Annotated in this window: 15 protein-coding genes; all 15 read left to right on the top strand. The window is 35.3% G+C overall.

From position 1 onward, the window contains the following. Positions 1-52 precede the first annotated feature (52 nt). The 15 genes from ruvA to A6I66_RS02000 all read left to right on the top strand — a co-directional run bounded on the left by ruvA (position 53) and on the right by A6I66_RS02000 (position 18,279). Complete coding sequence (gene ruvA / locus A6I66_RS02070; RefSeq protein ID WP_067145058.1) at positions 53-634, top strand: Holliday junction branch migration protein RuvA; 582 nt, start codon at positions 53-55, stop codon at positions 632-634. 6 nt (positions 635-640) lie between these two features. Then, on the top strand, positions 641-7,882 hold the full coding sequence (gene sov / locus A6I66_RS02065; RefSeq protein ID WP_169815699.1) for a T9SS outer membrane translocon Sov/SprA: 7,242 nt from the start codon (positions 641-643) through the stop codon (positions 7,880-7,882). Positions 7,883-7,953: 71 nt separating this feature from the next. Further along, positions 7,954-8,334: a glycine cleavage system protein GcvH gene (gene gcvH, locus A6I66_RS02060; RefSeq protein WP_067145056.1), complete on the top strand. Its 381-nt coding sequence runs from the start codon at positions 7,954-7,956 to the stop codon at positions 8,332-8,334. Then, a complete protein-coding gene (locus A6I66_RS02055; protein ID WP_084399404.1) occupies positions 8,327-8,695 on the top strand; it encodes a VanZ family protein in 369 nt (122 codons plus the stop codon). Before gcvH ends, A6I66_RS02055 begins: the two co-directional genes overlap by 8 nt. 71 nt (positions 8,696-8,766) lie before the next feature. After that, a complete protein-coding gene (locus tag A6I66_RS02050; RefSeq protein ID WP_067145055.1) occupies positions 8,767-9,486 on the top strand; it encodes an energy transducer TonB in 720 nt (239 codons plus the stop codon). Between the two features lie 139 nt (positions 9,487-9,625). Further along, complete coding sequence (locus tag A6I66_RS02045) at positions 9,626-10,414, top strand: energy transducer TonB (RefSeq protein ID WP_084399402.1); 789 nt, start codon at positions 9,626-9,628, stop codon at positions 10,412-10,414. Between the two features lie 240 nt (positions 10,415-10,654). Next, positions 10,655-12,754 (top strand): gliding motility protein RemB, encoded by a 2,100-nt coding sequence (locus A6I66_RS02040; protein ID WP_067145054.1) that lies wholly within the window; start codon positions 10,655-10,657, stop codon positions 12,752-12,754. A 109-nt stretch (positions 12,755-12,863) separates the two neighbouring features. Then, entirely contained in the window at positions 12,864-13,757 is an 894-nt protein-coding gene (cyoE, locus tag A6I66_RS02035) for a heme o synthase (RefSeq protein WP_067145053.1), read from the top strand. A 2-nt stretch (positions 13,758-13,759) separates the two neighbouring features. Then, the gene (locus tag A6I66_RS02030; RefSeq protein ID WP_067145052.1) at positions 13,760-14,341 is read left to right on the top strand and encodes a cytochrome c oxidase subunit 3; all 582 of its coding nucleotides are present in this window, start codon (positions 13,760-13,762) and stop codon (positions 14,339-14,341) included. Between the two features lie 150 nt (positions 14,342-14,491). Next, positions 14,492-15,472, top strand: a complete 981-nt coding sequence (locus tag A6I66_RS02025) for a cytochrome c oxidase subunit 3 (RefSeq protein WP_067145051.1) — start codon at positions 14,492-14,494, stop codon at positions 15,470-15,472. A gap of 59 nt (positions 15,473-15,531) precedes the next feature. Further along, on the top strand, positions 15,532-15,912 hold the full coding sequence (locus A6I66_RS02020) for a cytochrome C oxidase subunit IV family protein (RefSeq protein WP_067145050.1): 381 nt from the start codon (positions 15,532-15,534) through the stop codon (positions 15,910-15,912). Between the two features lie 120 nt (positions 15,913-16,032). Beyond that, positions 16,033-16,755: a hypothetical protein gene (locus A6I66_RS02015; protein ID WP_067145049.1), complete on the top strand. Its 723-nt coding sequence runs from the start codon at positions 16,033-16,035 to the stop codon at positions 16,753-16,755. Beyond that, the gene (locus A6I66_RS02010) at positions 16,742-17,485 is read left to right on the top strand and encodes an SCO family protein (RefSeq protein WP_067145048.1); all 744 of its coding nucleotides are present in this window, start codon (positions 16,742-16,744) and stop codon (positions 17,483-17,485) included. Before A6I66_RS02015 ends, A6I66_RS02010 begins: the two co-directional genes overlap by 14 nt. A 22-nt stretch (positions 17,486-17,507) precedes the next feature. Further along, a complete protein-coding gene (locus A6I66_RS02005; protein ID WP_067145047.1) occupies positions 17,508-18,044 on the top strand; it encodes a DUF420 domain-containing protein in 537 nt (178 codons plus the stop codon). 10 nt (positions 18,045-18,054) lie between these two features. Then, positions 18,055-18,279 (top strand): hypothetical protein, encoded by a 225-nt coding sequence (locus tag A6I66_RS02000; RefSeq protein WP_067145046.1) that lies wholly within the window; start codon positions 18,055-18,057, stop codon positions 18,277-18,279. Positions 18,280-18,349: the final 70 nt, after the last annotated feature.

The raw sequence follows: 18,349 nt of genomic DNA, 5'->3' as shown, positions 1-18,349 counted from the left end.
TTTCCAATGAAAATAATTTTATTACATTTGGTCAGATAACCAACTGACATAGATGATAACCCATATTCAAGGTAAACTCACCGATAAAAATCCAACCCACGTTGTTATAGATTGTAACGGCGTGGGCTATTTACTTAATATATCTTTACATACCTACTCTCAAATTCCCGAAGGAGAACACTTAAAACTATATACTCATCTTCAAGTTAAAGAAGATTCTCATACTTTATACGGTTTTTCAAGTCTTGCCGAACGTGAAATTTTTAGATTGCTAATTTCTGTAAGTGGCATTGGTTCTAGCATTGCGCGTACCATGTTGTCGTCATTAACACCTAAGCAAGTTCGTGAAGGGATAGCTACTGGAGATGTGGCTTTAATTCAATCCATTAAAGGAATTGGAGCCAAAACAGCACAACGTGTTATTATTGAATTGAAAGATAAAATCATTAAGATTTATGATATTGATGAAGTTTCTGTTTCACAAGGCAATACCAATAAGGATGAAGCGTTATCAGCTTTAGAAGTTCTTGGTTTTGTTAAAAAACAAGCCGAACGTGTAGTAGATAAGATTATGATAGCCCAACCAGATGCTAATGTCGAAACCATCATTAAGCAGGCTTTAAAAAATTTATAATTCATTTTGAAAATAACTAACCTTCAATTTTATAAATCAATTAAACCGTGTTTTTTATTGCTTTTTGCCCTATGCTGTTTTACAGATGTATGGGGGCAAGGAACACCTCAAGATTCCATTCCGCCAGAACCTGGGTATCATGTTGGAAATATAAAAGAGCCAATGCCGTCAAGTGTAGTATCTAAATACACTTACGATCCTGTTTCTAACCGATATATTTACACCGAAAAAATTGGGGAGTATGATATTCGTTTTCCGGTAATCTTAACACCAAAGGAGTATTATGAGTTAGTCGCGAGAGAAAATCTAAGAGCATATTATAAAGAAAAAATTGATGCTTTCGATGGTAAAAAAGAAGGCTCTGAAGAAGGTCGTAGAAACTTACTGCCTGAGTTTTATATCAACTCAGGACTTTTTGAAAGCATTTTTGGAGGAAATACTATAGAAATTATTCCTCAAGGTTCTGTTGAAATGGATCTGGGAATATTGTATTCAAAACAAGACAACCCATCATTTTCACCTAGAAATCGTAGTAACTTAACCTTTGATTTCGATCAGCGAATAAGTTTGAGTTTGACAGGTAAAGTGGGAGAACGTCTTCAAATTAATACGAATTACGATACACAATCTACATTCGATTTTCAGAATTTAATAAAATTAGAATACACACCAACTGAAGACGATATTATTCAGAAAATAGAAGTTGGTAATGTGAGCATGCCATTGAATAGTTCCTTAATTACTGGAGCACAAAGTTTATTTGGTGTTAAGGCGCAACTTCAATTTGGTAAAACCACCATTACAGGGATTTTTTCTGAACAAAAATCACAATCCAATACCGTTGTGGCTCAAGGTGGTGGAACCCTCGAAGAGTTTGATGTTTTTATTAGGGATTATGATGAAAACAGGCACTTTTTCTTAGCACAATATTTTAGAGAAACTTACGACGCTGCTTTATCCAACTACCCGTTTATAAATAACAAAGGTTTACAAATTAAACGTTTGGAAGTTTGGGTAACCAACCGAAGTAATCGTACTGAAAATGTACGAAACGTTGTGGCTTTGCAAGATTTAGGAGAATCAGATAGAATTGGTTTGCAAACACCTCCAAATGATTTCGTAAACGTTGGGCCTGGGGCCTTTCCAGATAATGGAAATAATGATTTTGACCCGACCAATATTGGTGGTCCTGGATCACAACTAACTCCTGCTGTAAGGGATATTGCGACTGTGCAATCTGGTATTTTAGTGCCAAATGTTAGTGAAGGGCCTGATTATGCTAAACTAGAAAATGCAAGAAAATTAATTGAGGGTCAAGAATATACTTTAAATACAGAATTAGGATATATTTCGTTAAACCAACGGTTAAGTAACGATGAAGTTTTAGCTGTAGCTTTTCAATATACCATTTCAGGGAAGGTGTATCAGGTTGGAGAATTTGCTAATGATGGGGTAGATGCTACCGATGTGGATACCGATAACAATGGAAACGTTACCAATGTGGTTAACTCGGCTCTTTTGCTTAAAATGTTAAAAAGTAGTGTGACCAATGTAAATCAGCCAGTTTGGGATTTAATGATGAAAAATATCTACGACACTGGGGCTTATAATCTAAGTGTTGAGGATTTTAAACTGAATATCTTTTACAATGAATCGACACCTTTAAACTTTATAAAACCTGTTGGTAGTGAATTTGCTAACGATATTAATGGAAATCCGATTGGAACTAATACCAATCAGGAGGACTTGATTCAAAATATACCTTTATTAAGGGTTTTCAATTTAGATAAATTAAACTATAATAACGATCCACAAAGTCGTGGTGATGGTTTTTTCGATTTTGTTCCAGGTATCACAGTCATTCCCGTAAATGGTAAAATTGTGTTTACCAGTGCCGAGCCTTTTGGAGAGTATTTATTTGATGTGCTTGGGGGTGGAAATTATGAGGATGATACCTCCTATAATGACGATCAAAAGAAGTATGTATTTGATAAGCTTTATTCAGAAACTAAAACAAAGGCTTTAGATTACGTAGAAAAAAATAAGTTTAAATTACAAGGACGTTATAAATCCACAGGTGGCGATGGTATTCCAATAGGCTCGTTTAATGTACCTCGTGGTTCTGTACGCGTTACAGCAGGAGGTCGTGTTTTAGTTGAAGGCATTGATTATACTGTAAATTACCAATTGGGAAGGGTGCAAATTTTAGATGAAGCCTTAAAAGCTTCCAACACGCCTATTGAAGTTTCTACAGAGAATAATGCCGTTTTCGGACAACAAACAAGGCGTTTTACAGGATTTAACGTCCAACATCAGTTTAACGATAATTTTGTTTTAGGTGGTACGTTTTTAAATCTTAATGAGCGTCCTATAACACAAAAAGCAAACTACGGCACAGAATCAATAAACAACTCTATTTTTGGTGTTAATGGAAATTACGCTACTAAAGTACCATTCTTAACGCGTTTAGTTAATAAGCTACCAAATATCGATACCGATGTAGAATCGAACGTTTCTCTTAGAGGGGAATTCGCTTATCTTTCTCCAGGTGCTCCAAAAGGTACCGATTTGAACGGAGAAGCGACCTCATATATAGACGACTTTGAAGGTTCTCAAAACAGTATTGATTTAAAATCGCAACTGTCGTGGGTTTTGTCTAGTAGGCCTTTGGATTTAAATATTCCAAGTAATCCAAATCAAGATGATAATGGTATCCAAAATGGATATCAACGTGCCATGTTAAACTGGTATTCTATCGACCCTGTTTTTTACAGTAGTCAACGTCCAGATGGTATGACCGATGATGATATTTCTGGATTGTATACCAGTCGTGTATTTATTAACGAATTATTCCCAGATAGAGATTTAGTTCAGGGTCAGAATTCCGTGTTATTTACTTTAGATTTAGCTTATTATCCTAACGAACGCGGCCCTTATAACTTCGATCCCAATGCTGCTAGTGGCGTGATAAATAATCCGCAGGACAGTTGGGCCGGAATCACGAGACAAATTACTTCAACAGATTTTGAACAACAAAATGTAGAGTATATTGATTTTTGGGTACAGGATCCCTTTCAAGATAATCCTAATAACCCTGGAGGTAAGCTGGTTTTTAACTTAGGAAATATCTCAGAAGATATTATTAAGGATGGTAAGAAGCTCTATGAGAATGGGTTACCAAAAGATGGGGATGTTACTTTTTTACAGCCTACCGACTGGGGAACGGTAACACCACAAAACCAATCTTTAGTATATGCTTTTGATAGTACAGGTGAGGAGCGTATTAACCAAGATGTGGGGTACGATGGTTATAGTGATGCTGAAGAAATTATGGAATTTGGAGCACAGTTTGGCGACGACCCTTCTAATGATAATTATGTATATTTTTTAAATACCGATGGTAATATTTTCGATAGATATAAAAAGTATAACGGGGTAGAAGGGAATACCCCTGATGGATTTTCTAACACAGACCGTGGTGCAAACACCCAACCAGATGTGGAAGATATTAATCGTGATAACACCATGAATACCATAGATAGTTATTACGAGTATGAGCTGGAATTAAACAGGCAAAATTTACCAACAACCGAAGCTGACTTTGAGAACATTCCAGACAGTAATCCTTTAAAGCAGTTTTTAAGAGATTATAAGGAACGACCACGTCAATTACCAAACGGTCAGTCTGTAAATGTAAGATGGTATCAGTTTAGAGTTCCTGTTGAAGGTACACATGCTAAATCTGTTGGAAATATTTCAGATTTAAGATCGGTACGTTTTTCAAGAATTTATTTAAAAGAGTTTACCGAGCCAACGGTTTTCCGTTTTGGGACACTCGATTTAGTGCGAAGCGATTGGCGACGTTATACCTTGCCTTTAGATGAAAATGACCCAGACCCTATCGATCCTAATACCGAGTTTTCGGTTGGGGTTATAGGTACTCTAGAGAACGAAGGGCGTTATGAAAGTCCACCAGGCATTGTTCCAGAACAATTGTATAATAACAACACTGTTATTCGTCAAAACGAACAATCTTTAGTGGTTGAGGTTTGTGGTTTGGAAGCCGAAGATTCAAGAGGTGTATACAAAAATATCGATTTAGATATGCGTCAATATAAACGCATTCGCATGTTCTTTCATGCCGAAGATCAAGATGCTTCTGTTGGAACCTTAGATGATAAAGACTTAGTAGGATTCATTCGTATGGGAAATGACCTTACCGAGAATTACTATCAAATTGAAATTCCGTTACAAGTCAAAGGGTCCGAGTTATGGCCAGACGTGAATGAAATAAACTTGCCTATTGAAGTGTTAGGAGATATTAAAGCCGAAAGCATCTCTAGCGGCAATGCCGATTTAACATATTATGATGTCATTGGAGATGATGTATTACCTGTAAGCGATCCATTTACGGGCTATGTTTTAGGGCAGCATCGTGTGGCAATTAAAGGAAATCCTAACTTTGGAGATATTCGAACACTAATGGTAGGGGTTAAGAATGCTAGTGGCACTGATGTATGTGGAGAAATTTGGTTTAACGAATTGCGCATGTCAGACCTAGACAATCATGGCGGTTGGGCGGCAGTGGTAAGCATGGATTCTAACATTGCAGATTTTGCAAATATAAGCGCGACAGGGCGTCAAAGCACTTCTGGTTTTGGGTCCTTAGAACAAGGGCCAAGCCAACGTAGTCTTGAAGATGTTCAGCAATATGATGTGGTTACCAATGTGAATGTGGGGCAGCTATTACCTAAAAAATGGGGCGTACAATTGCCTTTTAATTATGGTCGAGGTGAAGCTCTTATTACACCTAAATATGATCAGTTATATAAAGATTTAACGTTAGAATCACGTTTGGATGCTGCTAATGATGCTGCCGAAAGGGAACGTATTAAAGAACAGTCGGAAGATTACACCATGCGTCACAGTATTAATTTTATAGGCGTCAGAAAGGTGCGTACTACCGATGCGAAACCTCGTTTTTATGATGTGGAAAATTTCACGCTTAATTATTCTTATAATAAAATTGAACATCGGGATTTTGAAATTGAGAACTCTGTTAATAAAACTTTACGTTTAGGGGCTAATTATGCCCATAATTTTGAGCCTCTGGTTATCGAGCCTTTTCAAAAGAACGATTCGTTGTTTACAGGTAAGTATTGGAAAATTTTAAAGGATTTTAACTTAAACCTGTTGCCAGCAAGTTTTACGGTTAACTCCGATTTAAATCGACAATATAACCGACAAAAATTTAGAGAAGTAGATCTTACGGGTGACAATATCGGCATTGAAGAATTGTATCGAAGAAACTATATGTTCGACTTTCAATACACTATAAATTATAATTTAACCAAATCCTTACAGTTAAATTATACGGCCACTAATAGTAATATTGTACGAAACTATTTTAAGAATGACGATTTTGAAGCTGGTGAGCAGGATGAAACCCTAGATATATGGAATGGCATGCTAGATTTTGGTGACCCTAACCGACAGATGCAGAATTTAGGGCTTACCTATAAAGTGCCCATTAATAAAATACCAACCTTTAGCTTTTTAGATCTTACCTACCAATACACTGGTAGCTTCCAATGGCAAAAAAGTTCCGATTTGTATCAAGAAGTGACCCTGGAATCTACTGGTGCGGTTTACGACTTAGGAAATACGATTCAGAATTCAAACGTTCATACCATCAACTCGTCTATGGATATGAATCGATTATATAAATATATTGGTTTAACCAAAAAGCCTGTTAGTCGTGCAAGGTCACGAGGTGTGCCAGGACGACCTGCAGCTACTCCGGAAGGGATGGAAGAAAATTCGCAGCCTAAAACAAAAGGGCAAGCCGGAACAAAAGCATTAAATGCTGCTATCGATATTTTAACAAGTGTTAAAAGAATTCAAATTAATTATTCTGAAAATAACGGAACCTTTTTACCAGGTTTTGTTCACACGCCTGGTTTCCTAGGGACTACGAAGCCAACATTAGGATTTGTTTTGGGAGGACAAAGTGATGTACGTGACAGGGCAGCTAGAAATGGGTGGTTAACACTGTTTCCAGAATTTAATCAGCAGTATACCACTACTGAAACCAAGCAGTTAGATATTTCGGCATCAGTACAACCAGTAAGAGATTTAAAAATTGATATTCTGGGCAACCGATCATACTATGAAAATTACTCCGAAAATTATAGAATAGAAAATGAAGAGTATTATTCCTTAACTCCAAATACCTTTGGAAACTATAATATTTCAACATTATTAATAAAAACAGCCTTTCAGGCTAGTGATGAAACGACTTCAGAAGCCTTTACAGAATTTAGATCGAATAGAATAAAAATAGCCGATCGTTTGGCGGAAGAGTTTTACGGTACAACCAATTATGCTAGAGATGCAGAAGGCTATCCTTTAGGATTTGGTAAGAACAACCAACAGGTATTATTGCCATCATTTTTAGCAGCCTACCAAGGAAAAGATGCCGAAAACATCACTACTGAAACTTTTAGAAACGTGCCAATCCCAAACTGGGATTTGAAATATACGGGGTTCATGAAGTTTGGGTGGTTTAAAAAGAACTTTAAACGATTCTCGTTAACGCATGGTTACCGTTCCACGTATACCATCAATCAGTTTTCAACGAATTTAAACTTGAATCTAGACCCTGCAGCTAATGAAAAACCAATTCCTGGTACACCTTACGCGAATCAACCAGCCGAGGCTTTAGATCAATCAGGGAATTTTAAAAACGAAACACTGTATAGTAATATCAATTTAACCGAAATGTTTAGTCCGCTTATGCGCATTGACATGGAAATGAAAAACTCGGTTAAAATATTAGCCGAAATTAAAAAAGACCGATTGCTGTCCCTGAGTTTTGATAATAATTTAATGACCGAAGTTCATGGTAATGAATACATATTAGGATTGGGATATCGTATTAAAGATTTACGCATCCGATCTAAATTAGCGGGGCCTCAGAAGCGTATTATTAGTGATTTAAATATGAAAGCCGATGTTTCGGTAAGAGATAATAAAACGATTGTTAGGTATTTAGATTTAGATAATAATCAAATTACTTCAGGGCAAACCATTTGGGGTGTAAAATATACAGCCGACTATGCCTTTAGTAAAAACCTAACGGGAATCTTTTATTTCGATTATACGTTTTCAGATTATGCCATTTCTACCGCATTTCCACAAACAACTGTAAGGTCAGGATTAACTATTCGTTATAATTTTGGGAATTAACAGAAAAGCAGTTTGAATTTAACATTTGAATAAATACATTTGTTGCAAATTATTAACTTAAAATATTAGACATGAATATTCCTTCAGAATTAAAGTACACTAAAGATCACGAATGGGTTAGATTAGAAGGCGATATCGCTACGATAGGCGTTACAGATTTTGCACAAAGTGAATTAGGAGATATCGTTTATGTGGAGGTTGAAACTCTAGATGAAACATTAGATGCCGATGAGGTTTTCGGAACAGTTGAAGCTGTTAAAACCGTGTCTGATTTATTTTTGCCACTAGCTGGTGAAATTATTGAGTTTAACGATGCGTTAGAAGATGAACCTGAAAAGGTAAATTCAGATCCTTACGGTGATGGATGGATGATAAAAGTGAAATGCTCTGATTTATCTCAAGCTGATGGTTTGCTTTCGTCTGAAGAATATAAAAGCCTTATAGGTGCTTAATAAAATTGTACCTATCGCTGCAGTAAGCTATACTGTTTTATTAGCAACGGTTTGTCTTATCACGCTTAAGAATGTTCCAGATATTGGGGTTTCTTTTGGTGATAAGATTTTTCATTTTCTGGCCTATGGTCTCTTAACTATTTTATGGTTTGGAACCTTTTTACTTAATTTTAAGATGGCCAATAAACCCGCTGTATATTACGCACTAATTTTAGCTGTAGTTTTTGGTATAATTATTGAGGTTTTACAAGGTACATTGACGGTTTCTAGGTCGTTAGATGTTTACGATATGGTGGCAAATACCCTTGGCGCCCTCTTAGCATCTTTAATCCTAATAGTTAAAAACAAAGTCCTGCGTTAAAAACTTTTGAAACGCTTGTTATTTTGGTAAATAAATAGTTATTTTAGCAATCTTGATAAACGAATTAAATTATGGAAGTTAAAAAAAATCCCAAAGCAAATGTAGGACGTAACAGTTCATTATACTTTGCTGTTGGCCTAGCACTAATGCTATTTCTTACAAATTATGCAATAAACTATAAAACTTACGATAAGGAAGATATAGATATTGGAATGGTGAATATGGATGAGGAATTAGAAGAAGATATTCCATTAACAGAACAAATTCAAACACCACCACCGCCACCACCGCCACCTGCAGCTCCAGAAGTTATCGAGATCGTTGAAGATGAGGTAGAGGTTGAAGAAACTGTAATCGAATCTACAGAGGTTGATCAAGAAACTGAAATTGTAGAGGTTGAAGAAGTAGAAGTAGAAGAGGTAGAGGAAGATGTAGATGTACCGTTTTCAGTAATTGAAAATGTGCCAATTTTCCCTGGTTGTGAAAAAGGAAGCAACAACGAGAAAAGAGATTGTATGTCTAAAAAGATTTCTCAGTTTGTAAATAAAAAGTTTAATACAGAGTTAGCTAGTGAGTTAGGTTTATCGGGAAGACAGCGTATTAACGTGATCTTTAAAATTGATAAAACAGGTTCTATTACAGGAGTAAGAGCAAGAGCACCACACCCTGGTTTAGAAAAGGAAGCTGCTCGTGTAATTAACTTATTACCTAAAATGCAACCTGGAAAACAACGTGGTAAGCCGGTAAATGTACCATATTCTTTACCAATTATCTTCCAAGTTCAAGATTAAGGTTTTCAAATACAAGGTTACATAATGTAATCTAGATAATAAATCAAAATCCCGTTACAATCCTTTTGTAACGGGATTTCTTTTTTTGGTATGCTTCTTGTGTCTTTAAGAAATTATTAACATTTAATTTGATAATATTATGAAGATTCAAAGTAAAAACAAGGATATTATACGATATGATGGTAAAATCATGAGAAAGTCACAAAAGCATGATGTGAATTTACAGAAAAACTCCACCAACTATTTCCAAGTAGGTATCATCTTATGCTTGTTGGTTGCTTTTGGTTTATTGGAATTAAATTTTAAAACGACCATTCCAAAAGTTGATGACGATTTACCTCCAATTGAGGAATTAGCTTGGGTGGATGTGCCGCTTATTAAAACAAAAGTTCCAGAAACTATGGAACGCATCAAAAAAAGGGCCCCAAAGGAACCTTTGTCTTTTGAAGTTATAAAAAATGATGAGCCGGAAGATATTTTATTTGAGGATGTCCAAACGGAAACACCAACCGAACCTGTTACCCCTGAAACGCTTGTGCCCTTAGTAGAGAAACCTACCGATGAGGAACCTGTTACTTTTAGAGCTATTCAAGAAGCTCCAATTTATCCTGGCTGTGAAAAAGTCAATGGGAATGAAGCTAGGAAAAAATGCATGTCCGATAAAATAACTCAACTGATTCAAAAGAAGTTTCAAGGTAGCGATATAGCATCCAATTATGGTTTAACAGGACGTCAGCGTATTCAAGTGCAGTTTACTATAGATAAAACAGGACATGTTACCAACGTTAAAACGCGCGCTCCTAACCCAGAGCTTGAACGAGAGGCCAAACGTGTTATTAACTATATTCCAGAAATGACACCCGGTAGACAGCATGACAAGCATGTTGGTGTGGTATATACCTTGCCTATTGTTTTTCAAGTACAATAATGAGTTAAAAGAATGCTGTCTTAAAAGCGAAGTAGTATGTGTTAAATGGAGCTTGTCGAAATACCTTAATATTTATTATTAAAATATGTTTCGGCAAGTTCTATCCTTCAAGCGGCTCATTTAATAAATGGCAAATCGACTTCTTTTTTTCAATCAACAGTATCAATATAGAGTACTTTAAATTAAGAATATAAAAAATATAGTATCTTTCCGCTCTAAAACCATTCTATCCAAACAAACATGAAGCAATTCATTGTACTTATCCTAATTATTATACAGGTTAAGGGGCATGCACAACGCTCTATTTTAAAAGAAAAACCACCTGTTTTTCCAGAATGTAAATCGGTATCTATAGATTCGCTTCAACAGTGTTTTGATCAATCCGTTTTTAATCATATATATAATGAGTTTCAGGTGCCAGAGCGGGTTTATAAAGAAAATTATAAAGGTGAAGTAGTCGTGCTTTTTGAGGTGGATACCACAGGAACTTTTCGAGTGATTTATATCGATGCGATGTATGATGAGCTTAAAAAGGAAGCCATTCGTGTTTTTTCTACTTTTCCTACTATTACACCAGCTACCTATAATTCTCGAAATACTTTTAAGCAGTATTCCTTTCCTATTAAAATTCCATTAGTTAATCAAAAAATGTCTTCTCAAGACTTAGCTAAAGCAAACAAATTAACGGCATTAGAGGAGCAAGCTAAGCGTGAATTCGATAGTGTAACAGCCCAAACGCGTGCCTTCAATAAACCAAATTATAAAAGTCAGTTAAACATTCCTTTTGTACATAGTGACTATGCAAAGTTCGATAAAGAGATGAATCTCGTAGGGACGAACAGCCATACCAGTGCCAAACCATTTATCTACTCAGAAGTTTCAAAATATTACGATTTTAATGCCGAAAATGAAAAACTACTTCAAGATAGAAAGACCTGGGTAGGGCGTAAACTTTGGAACGAGAACTTTGTTCAGTTACAAACCGATAATTATTGGTTTACAGTCGACCCTGTTTTTGATATTCAAATGGGTAAAGATCAGGATGCCGACTTTAGTTATACTTATAACAATACCAGAGGTATTGTAATTCAAGGTGGTTTTGGCGATAAATTTAGTTTTTTCACTTCGTTTCTAGAAAGCCAAGGTCGTTTTGCCGATTATTTTAATCGTTATGCAGAAACACTGAAAGCTGCAGGGCCAGACCCAGCCCTCATACCTGGTCGAGGTATTGCTAAGCGCTACAGAACAGATGCATACGATTATCCGGTTGCCGAGGCTTATTTATCTTATACACCTTCAAAATATTTTAATTTTCAATTCGGACATGGGAAATCCTTTATTGGAGATGGTTATAGATCTTTAGTTCTAAGTGATGTTTCAACCCCGTATCCCTTCTTCAAAATTAACACCACTTTTTGGAAAATGAAATATACCAATACTTGGATGTGGCTTATGGATGTTCGTGACGAAGTTCTTGAAGATAAAGCCTATAAAAGAAAATATATTGGCAATCATTTTTTAAGTTGGAATGTAACGAAACGTTTAAATCTGGGTTTCTTTGAATCTGTAGTATGGGATGATTCCAATGATAGAGGTTTCGATGTGAATTACTTGAATCCGATTATCTTTTATAGGGCTATAGAGTTTGAAACGGGTCAGGGAGCAGGTAATGCGCTCATGGGAGCTACGGCTAAATATAAGTGGAATGATAAGATGTACTTATATGGACAGCTAATTTTGGATGAATTTTCACTTGCAGACATGACAGGAGGTGAAAAAAGTTATAAGAATAAATACGGATACCAATTGGGTATAAAATATTTTGATGCCTTTAAAGTTGATAATTTATTGCTCCAATTCGAGTACAATCGCGTAAGACCGTATACATACTCCCATAATACTATTGTGCTTAACTATGCCAATAGTAACCAGTCAATGGCGCATTTATGGAATTCCAATTTTAGTGAAGCTATTGTTATTGGACGCTATCATTATAAAAGATGGTTTGCTAATGCTAAACTTATTTTTGGAGTTCGTGGTTTCGATTTTGATGATGATGTTGATAATTACAGTTATGGTGGGGATATCTACAGAGACTATTATGATCGTCCTTATGATACTGGTGTTGAAGTAGGGCAGGGTATTAGAACCAATATCTTTAATGGTAATTTACAAGCAGGTTATTTGTTAAATGTGGCTTCAAATATGAAGATTTTTGGAGATGTGACCTTTAGAGATTTCGATCCTGATGCTACAACATCTACGACGTATAAAAATAATACTGTGTGGTTTACTGTTGGTGTGCGTACCGATTTATTTAACTGGTATTTCGATTTTTAATTAAATTCTCCTTTTCACAGCCTCGTATTTTAACTTTATTCGGCTTGCTAAAATGCTTTTATAGAGTATCTTTGCACTCGCATTAAAAAAACCGTCAAGGAAAATTATATTGAGTCGTTCAAAATCAGCCATACAAGAACCTACTGTTATTTCAGATTTTAAAGAGATCACCAAGATGCGCTTGTCTTTAAGCGTCGTGTTTTCATCGCTTGCAGGCTATTTGTTAGGTGTCGATGTTATTGATATTAAAGTGCTCGTATTATTAGCCTTTGGAGGGTACTTCATGGTTGGTGCTTCCAATGCTTTCAATCAGATTATAGAAAAAGATTTAGATGCCTTAATGGACCGCACAAAAAACAGACCAATTCCAGCTGGACGTATGTCTGTTAATACCGCTTTTGTTATTGCTTCTATTTTTACAGTACTCGGCATCATTATTCTGTATACCATTAACAAGCAAACCGCTATGTTTGGTGCGATTTCTATTTTTCTTTACACCTGTGTTTACACGCCGTTAAAAACCAAAACACCTATTTCGGTATTTGTAGGAGCCATTCCTGGAGCTATTCCTTTTATGTTAGGTTGGGTAGCTGCTACCGATAATTTTGGTATTGAGCCAGGAACTTTATTCGCTTTACAGTTTTTTTGGCAATTCCCACATTTCTGGGCTATAGGTTGGTTTTTATTTGAAGATTATAAAAAGGGAGGCTTCTTTATGTTGCCTACTGGAAAACAAGATCGCGGAACTGCAGTGCAGGTTATCATGTATACCATTTGGACCATCATTGTGTCTATCATACCAGTTTTTGGTTTTACAGGTGAATTAAAACTTTCGATTGTAGCAGCAGTTATTGTATTTCTGTGCGGACTATTCATGCTGCATTATGCGGTACGATTGTTTAGAGAAATGACCGAAAAAGCTGCAAGACAATTAATGTTAGTGAGTGTGTCTTACATAACACTTATTCAAATTGTTTACGTAATAGATAAATTTATACGATAATCATGGACTTAACCCAAGGGACTAAAGAAGAGAAAATTGGCAGAGCAAAAAAAATGATGCTTTGGTTTGGAATCATTTCATTGGTAATGTCGTTTGCTGGTTGGACCAGTGCTTTCGTAGTGAGCAGTAGCAGACCTGATTGGTTAAAAGATTTCCAATTGCCAAATGCCTTTTTAATTAGTACGGTGTTTATTGTAATCAGTAGTATTACTTTTATAATGGCTAAAAAAGCTTTAAAAGCTGGCCAAAATAAAGCTACTATGCTTTGGTTATTAGCGACTCTAGTTTTAGGAGTGTTTTTTATTTATAACCAATTTGTGGGATTTCAGCAAATTATTGACTTGGGATACAATTTTACAGGGCCTACTAGTAATGTAACCATGTCGTATATTTATTTAATAGCCGTGGTTCACATTCTACACGTTGTGGTCGGGCTAATTTGTTTGTTGGTTGTAATTTTTAATCAATTTAAACAACGTTATAGCGCAAGTAATATGCTTGGTTTTGAGTTAGCTCTAACCTTTTGGCACTTCATTGATATTCTGTGGGTTTACCTCTTTTTATTCCTCTACTTTGTAAGGTAATTAGTAGTGGTCATTTATTTTTTTGATTATTTTAACAGCTAACTCCCAGTAAAACTGACAATTATCATAGTTTAAAATTTCAAGGCGTATATTTCGTCAGATGAATAAAATGATTATTTTTGTGCAACTTTTAAATAACAACCATTATATATGAGTACTACAGTTGTAAACGCTGGATCGGACCAAACATGGACGGGTGGTAATGAGCCTTTAAAAGCCAGTTATGGTAAAATGATGATGTGGTTTTTCATCGTTTCAGATGCATTAACTTTTTCTGGGTTTTTAGCAGCCTACGGATTTTCAAGATTTAAATTTATTGATTCATGGCCAATTGCCGATGAAGTGTTTACTCACTTTCCATTTTTACATGGTGTAGAAGCGCCAATGTATTATGTGGCTTTTATGACATTTGTACTTATTATGTCGTCTGTAACTATGGTGTTAGCTGTAGATGCAGGTCATCATTTAAATAAAAGCAAAGTAACCATCTACATGTTCTTAACGATTATTGGTGGTTTAGTCTTTGTTGGTTCTCAAGCTTGGGAATGGAACACTTTCATTAAAGGTGAATTTGGAGCTGTAAAAACAAAAGGTGGTAATATTTTACAATTTGTAGATACCGAAGGTCATCGTGTAGCTATTGGCGATTTTGCCATTGCTGATGCTCATGCCGAACGTGTTCAACAGGAAAATAAAAACGGACTTTGGTTCGTGTCTGAAGGTACTTTACCAAGTTTTACTGTTGATGAAGTTTTACATGGTTTAGAAGCTAACGATAATATTTTGGTTAGAACGCAAACTTTAACAGAAGAAGGTCATAAAACCGTACTGTCAAGAGAAGAGTCTATAAAACTTATTAAAACCTACGGAGTAAAAGTTGTTGAAGGTGCAAATCTTAAAGAAAATGAATATGGCTCGCCTTTATTCGCCGATTTCTTTTTCTTCATTACAGGATTCCACGGATTCCACGTATTCTCTGGAGTAATTTTAAACATCATCATATTTTTCAACGTTGTTATTGGAACTTATGAAAGACGTAAAAGTTACGAAATGGTTGAAAAAGTGGGGTTATACTGGCACTTTGTAGATTTAGTTTGGGTATTTGTATTTACATTCTTCTACCTAGTTTAATAAAATAGATTCTTTTTTATTTCCGTGAAAACGGGAATCTAAACATAAATAGACTTAAAATGGCAACAGATCATAAATTAGAAATATTTAGAGGCGCATTAAAATTCAAATCGAATACTCAAAAAATTTGGGGTGTTTTAATCTTGTTAACTATAGTAACTGTAATTGAAGTTATTTTAGGTATTATCAAGCCTGAAATCTTAATGGGTTATGTATTTGGAATGAAAGCCTTAAACTGGATTTTCATTATCCTAACCATTGTAAAAGCTTATTATATTACTTGGGATTTCATGCACATGCGTGATGAAACTCCAGGATTAAGACGTGCTGTTGTTTGGACAGCCATCTTTTTAATTGCTTACTTAGTATTTATTTTATTACAAGAAGGTGGATACGTGTTTAGCGTATATGATGAAGGCTATATAAAAAGAGATTTTTAAGAATTAAATAGCGCTTGATAGCGTATAGACTAAGTGTTAAATAGAGATGTAAGGTGGTTTTTTTAACCACCTTTTTCTATTTTTGCAGTGCTTTAAAAAAGGCTATAAAAAGGATGGTTAATGGATTATAAAAAAGTAAGTCGCTATGTGATTTTAGGAATATTATTTTTCCTTCCTGTCACGTTTTTATTGTTTTTGTACCCCGCTACTCATAACTATCAGCCTTTAGATATTGTAAACGAGTCGGTGGTAGATTTGGAGCATTTTACTTCAGATTCCGATACCCCAATCGTTCTTAAAGACCATATTACGGTATTAGGTTTTTTAGGTGCTCAGCCTTTAAGCAAAATCATTGCAGCTTCTAATTTAAAGGAATTAGTTTACGATAAATTTAAAGGTTTTAAGCGCTTTCAAATTGTTATATTAATGCCAAGAGGTACTGAGGAAGCCGTTAAAAAATTACAAGCTGAAATTAACTCCTATGAGGATATGCGGTTCTGGCATTTTGTTTTTGGCGAACCTCAAGACATTAAACGTGTTTTTTATAGTTTAAAAAGCACTGAGGACCTTGATGCCGATTTAGCAACCGACTATATCTTTTTAGTTGATAAAGACCTGAATCAACGCGGACGATTGGATGATAGAACCGATCCTGAGATTGAAAAAAATAAACCTGTATACCGATTAAACGCATATAACTGCATTGAGGTGGCCGAAATTAAAAATAAAATGAGTGACGATTTGCGTATTGTTTTTACCGAATACCGTCAAAAGCGTAAAGGGGAGTTTAATTCGGATACCAGACGTGCAAACGATTTAAATAGTCAAAATGAAGAAAAATAACTATTCATACATTGGCATTGCCTTTATTATTCTTGTTTTTGGAATTCTTTTCATTCCTAAAATTGTAGATAGAATTACCAATAAGGATGTCATTAGAAATGAAAGCAGAAGTAATTCTGTCAAAGAAAATCCGGCTCAAACATCCGATTTAGCATTCATCGAAATTAATGGAGAGGCTAAAAAAGTACCTCATTTTTCTTTTATCGATCAAAATGGTAACACGATTACGAATAAAGATTATGATGGTAAAGTTTACGTTGTAGAGTTCTTTTTCACGACTTGTCCAACCATTTGTCCGCGCATGAATGCTAACCTCGTTCAAATTCAAAATACTTTTGAAGGTTTTGAGGACTTTGGAGTGGCTTCCTTTACCATAAACCCAGATTACGATACCCAAGAAGTACTTAAAGCTTACGCTGAAAACTACGGAATTACAAACTCAAATTGGCATTTAATGACTGGCGATAAAGACGCTATTTACAAATTGTCTAATGAAGGTTTTAATCTTTATAGCGCTCAAGATGATGAGGCCGCTGGTGGCTTTGAACATTCAGGAAATTTTGCTTTGGTTGATAAAAATGGTTTCATCCGTTCAAGAAAGGATGATTTTGGAAATCCGATTATTTATTACAGAGGTATCGTTTCAGAAAAAGAACAAGTAGATGAAGACGGTGTGAAAGAAGAAATTAGTGCCCTAAAAGCAGATATTAAAAAATTATTAAACGAGTAGTTATAACCTACAATTACAGAATATGAGTAACTCAAGTATGATGCTAAATGAAAAAAAATATAACAGATTAATTATTGTATTGTCTGTACTAATACCTGTTGTGGTTGCTATTTTGTTTGGAGTTAAAATTCCTAACGTCGAGCCCTTATCGTTTTTACCACCTATTTATGCATCGATCAATGCGCTTACCGCTTTAGTGCTTGTTTTAGCTTTTTTAGCGATTCGAAAAAAGAATGTGAAGCTGCATAAGCAACTAATGATTTTCGCCATCGTACTTTCAACATCATTTCTAGTGATGTATGTGGCATACCATATGACTAGCGATTCGACAAAATTTGGAGGCAAGGGACTTATAAAGTATGTTTACTATTTCATTTTAATAAGCCATATTATTTTATCTATCGTTGTGATTCCTTTTGTATTGATTACTTTTTTACGCGGACTTACAAATCAGGTGGAAAGGCATAAAAAAATAGCGAAAATTACTTTTCCGTTATGGTTATATGTAGCTGTTACTGGAGTGATTGTTTATATTATGATTTCTCCGTACTACGTTTAAAACGGCTTACATGAAAACACGGTTTTTAATTATATTATTTTTTTGTACTAGCTTGTTTCAAGCTTCAGCACAGTGTGCTATGTGTCGGGCTGTATTAGAAACAGCCGAAGGGCAGTCTGCTGCCGAAGGTATTAACGACGGCATTGTGTATCTCATGGCCATACCATACGTGTTAGTGGCGGGAATGGGTTATTTTGTTTATAGAAAGTACCGTACGCTAAAAAAGGAAGGCTAAAATTTTTTTACGTTGTATTGTAACATTTCTTTGTGTTGTTAGTCTTATTGTAAAGTCTTTAGCCAAAAAA

It is taken from the genome of Pseudotamlana agarivorans, from assembly GCF_001642835.1.
Lineage (GTDB): Bacteria > Bacteroidota > Bacteroidia > Flavobacteriales > Flavobacteriaceae > Pseudotamlana > Pseudotamlana agarivorans.
The sequence above is the reverse complement of the archived record's forward strand: the minus strand, read 5'-3'. Positions and strand labels throughout refer to the sequence as shown.

Bases quoted from the DNA above. Each gene is read 5' to 3' on its own strand.
- ruvA (WP_067145058.1), top strand. From the start codon at position 53: ATGATAACCCATATTCAAGGTAAACTCACCGATAAAAATCCAACCCAC.
- gcvH (WP_067145056.1), top strand. From the start codon at position 7,954: ATGAATATTCCTTCAGAATTAAAGTACACTAAAGATCACGAATGGGTT.
- A6I66_RS02050 (WP_067145055.1), top strand. From the start codon at position 8,767: ATGGAAGTTAAAAAAAATCCCAAAGCAAATGTAGGACGTAACAGTTCA.
- A6I66_RS02045 (WP_084399402.1), top strand. From the start codon at position 9,626: ATGAAGATTCAAAGTAAAAACAAGGATATTATACGATATGATGGTAAA.
- A6I66_RS02040 (WP_067145054.1), top strand. From the start codon at position 10,655: ATGAAGCAATTCATTGTACTTATCCTAATTATTATACAGGTTAAGGGG.
- A6I66_RS02030 (WP_067145052.1), top strand. From the start codon at position 13,760: ATGGACTTAACCCAAGGGACTAAAGAAGAGAAAATTGGCAGAGCAAAA.
- A6I66_RS02025 (WP_067145051.1), top strand. From the start codon at position 14,492: ATGAGTACTACAGTTGTAAACGCTGGATCGGACCAAACATGGACGGGT.
- A6I66_RS02020 (WP_067145050.1), top strand. From the start codon at position 15,532: ATGGCAACAGATCATAAATTAGAAATATTTAGAGGCGCATTAAAATTC.
- A6I66_RS02015 (WP_067145049.1), top strand. From the start codon at position 16,033: ATGGATTATAAAAAAGTAAGTCGCTATGTGATTTTAGGAATATTATTT.
- A6I66_RS02010 (WP_067145048.1), top strand. From the start codon at position 16,742: ATGAAGAAAAATAACTATTCATACATTGGCATTGCCTTTATTATTCTT.
- A6I66_RS02005 (WP_067145047.1), top strand. From the start codon at position 17,508: ATGAGTAACTCAAGTATGATGCTAAATGAAAAAAAATATAACAGATTA.
- A6I66_RS02000 (WP_067145046.1), top strand. From the start codon at position 18,055: ATGAAAACACGGTTTTTAATTATATTATTTTTTTGTACTAGCTTGTTT.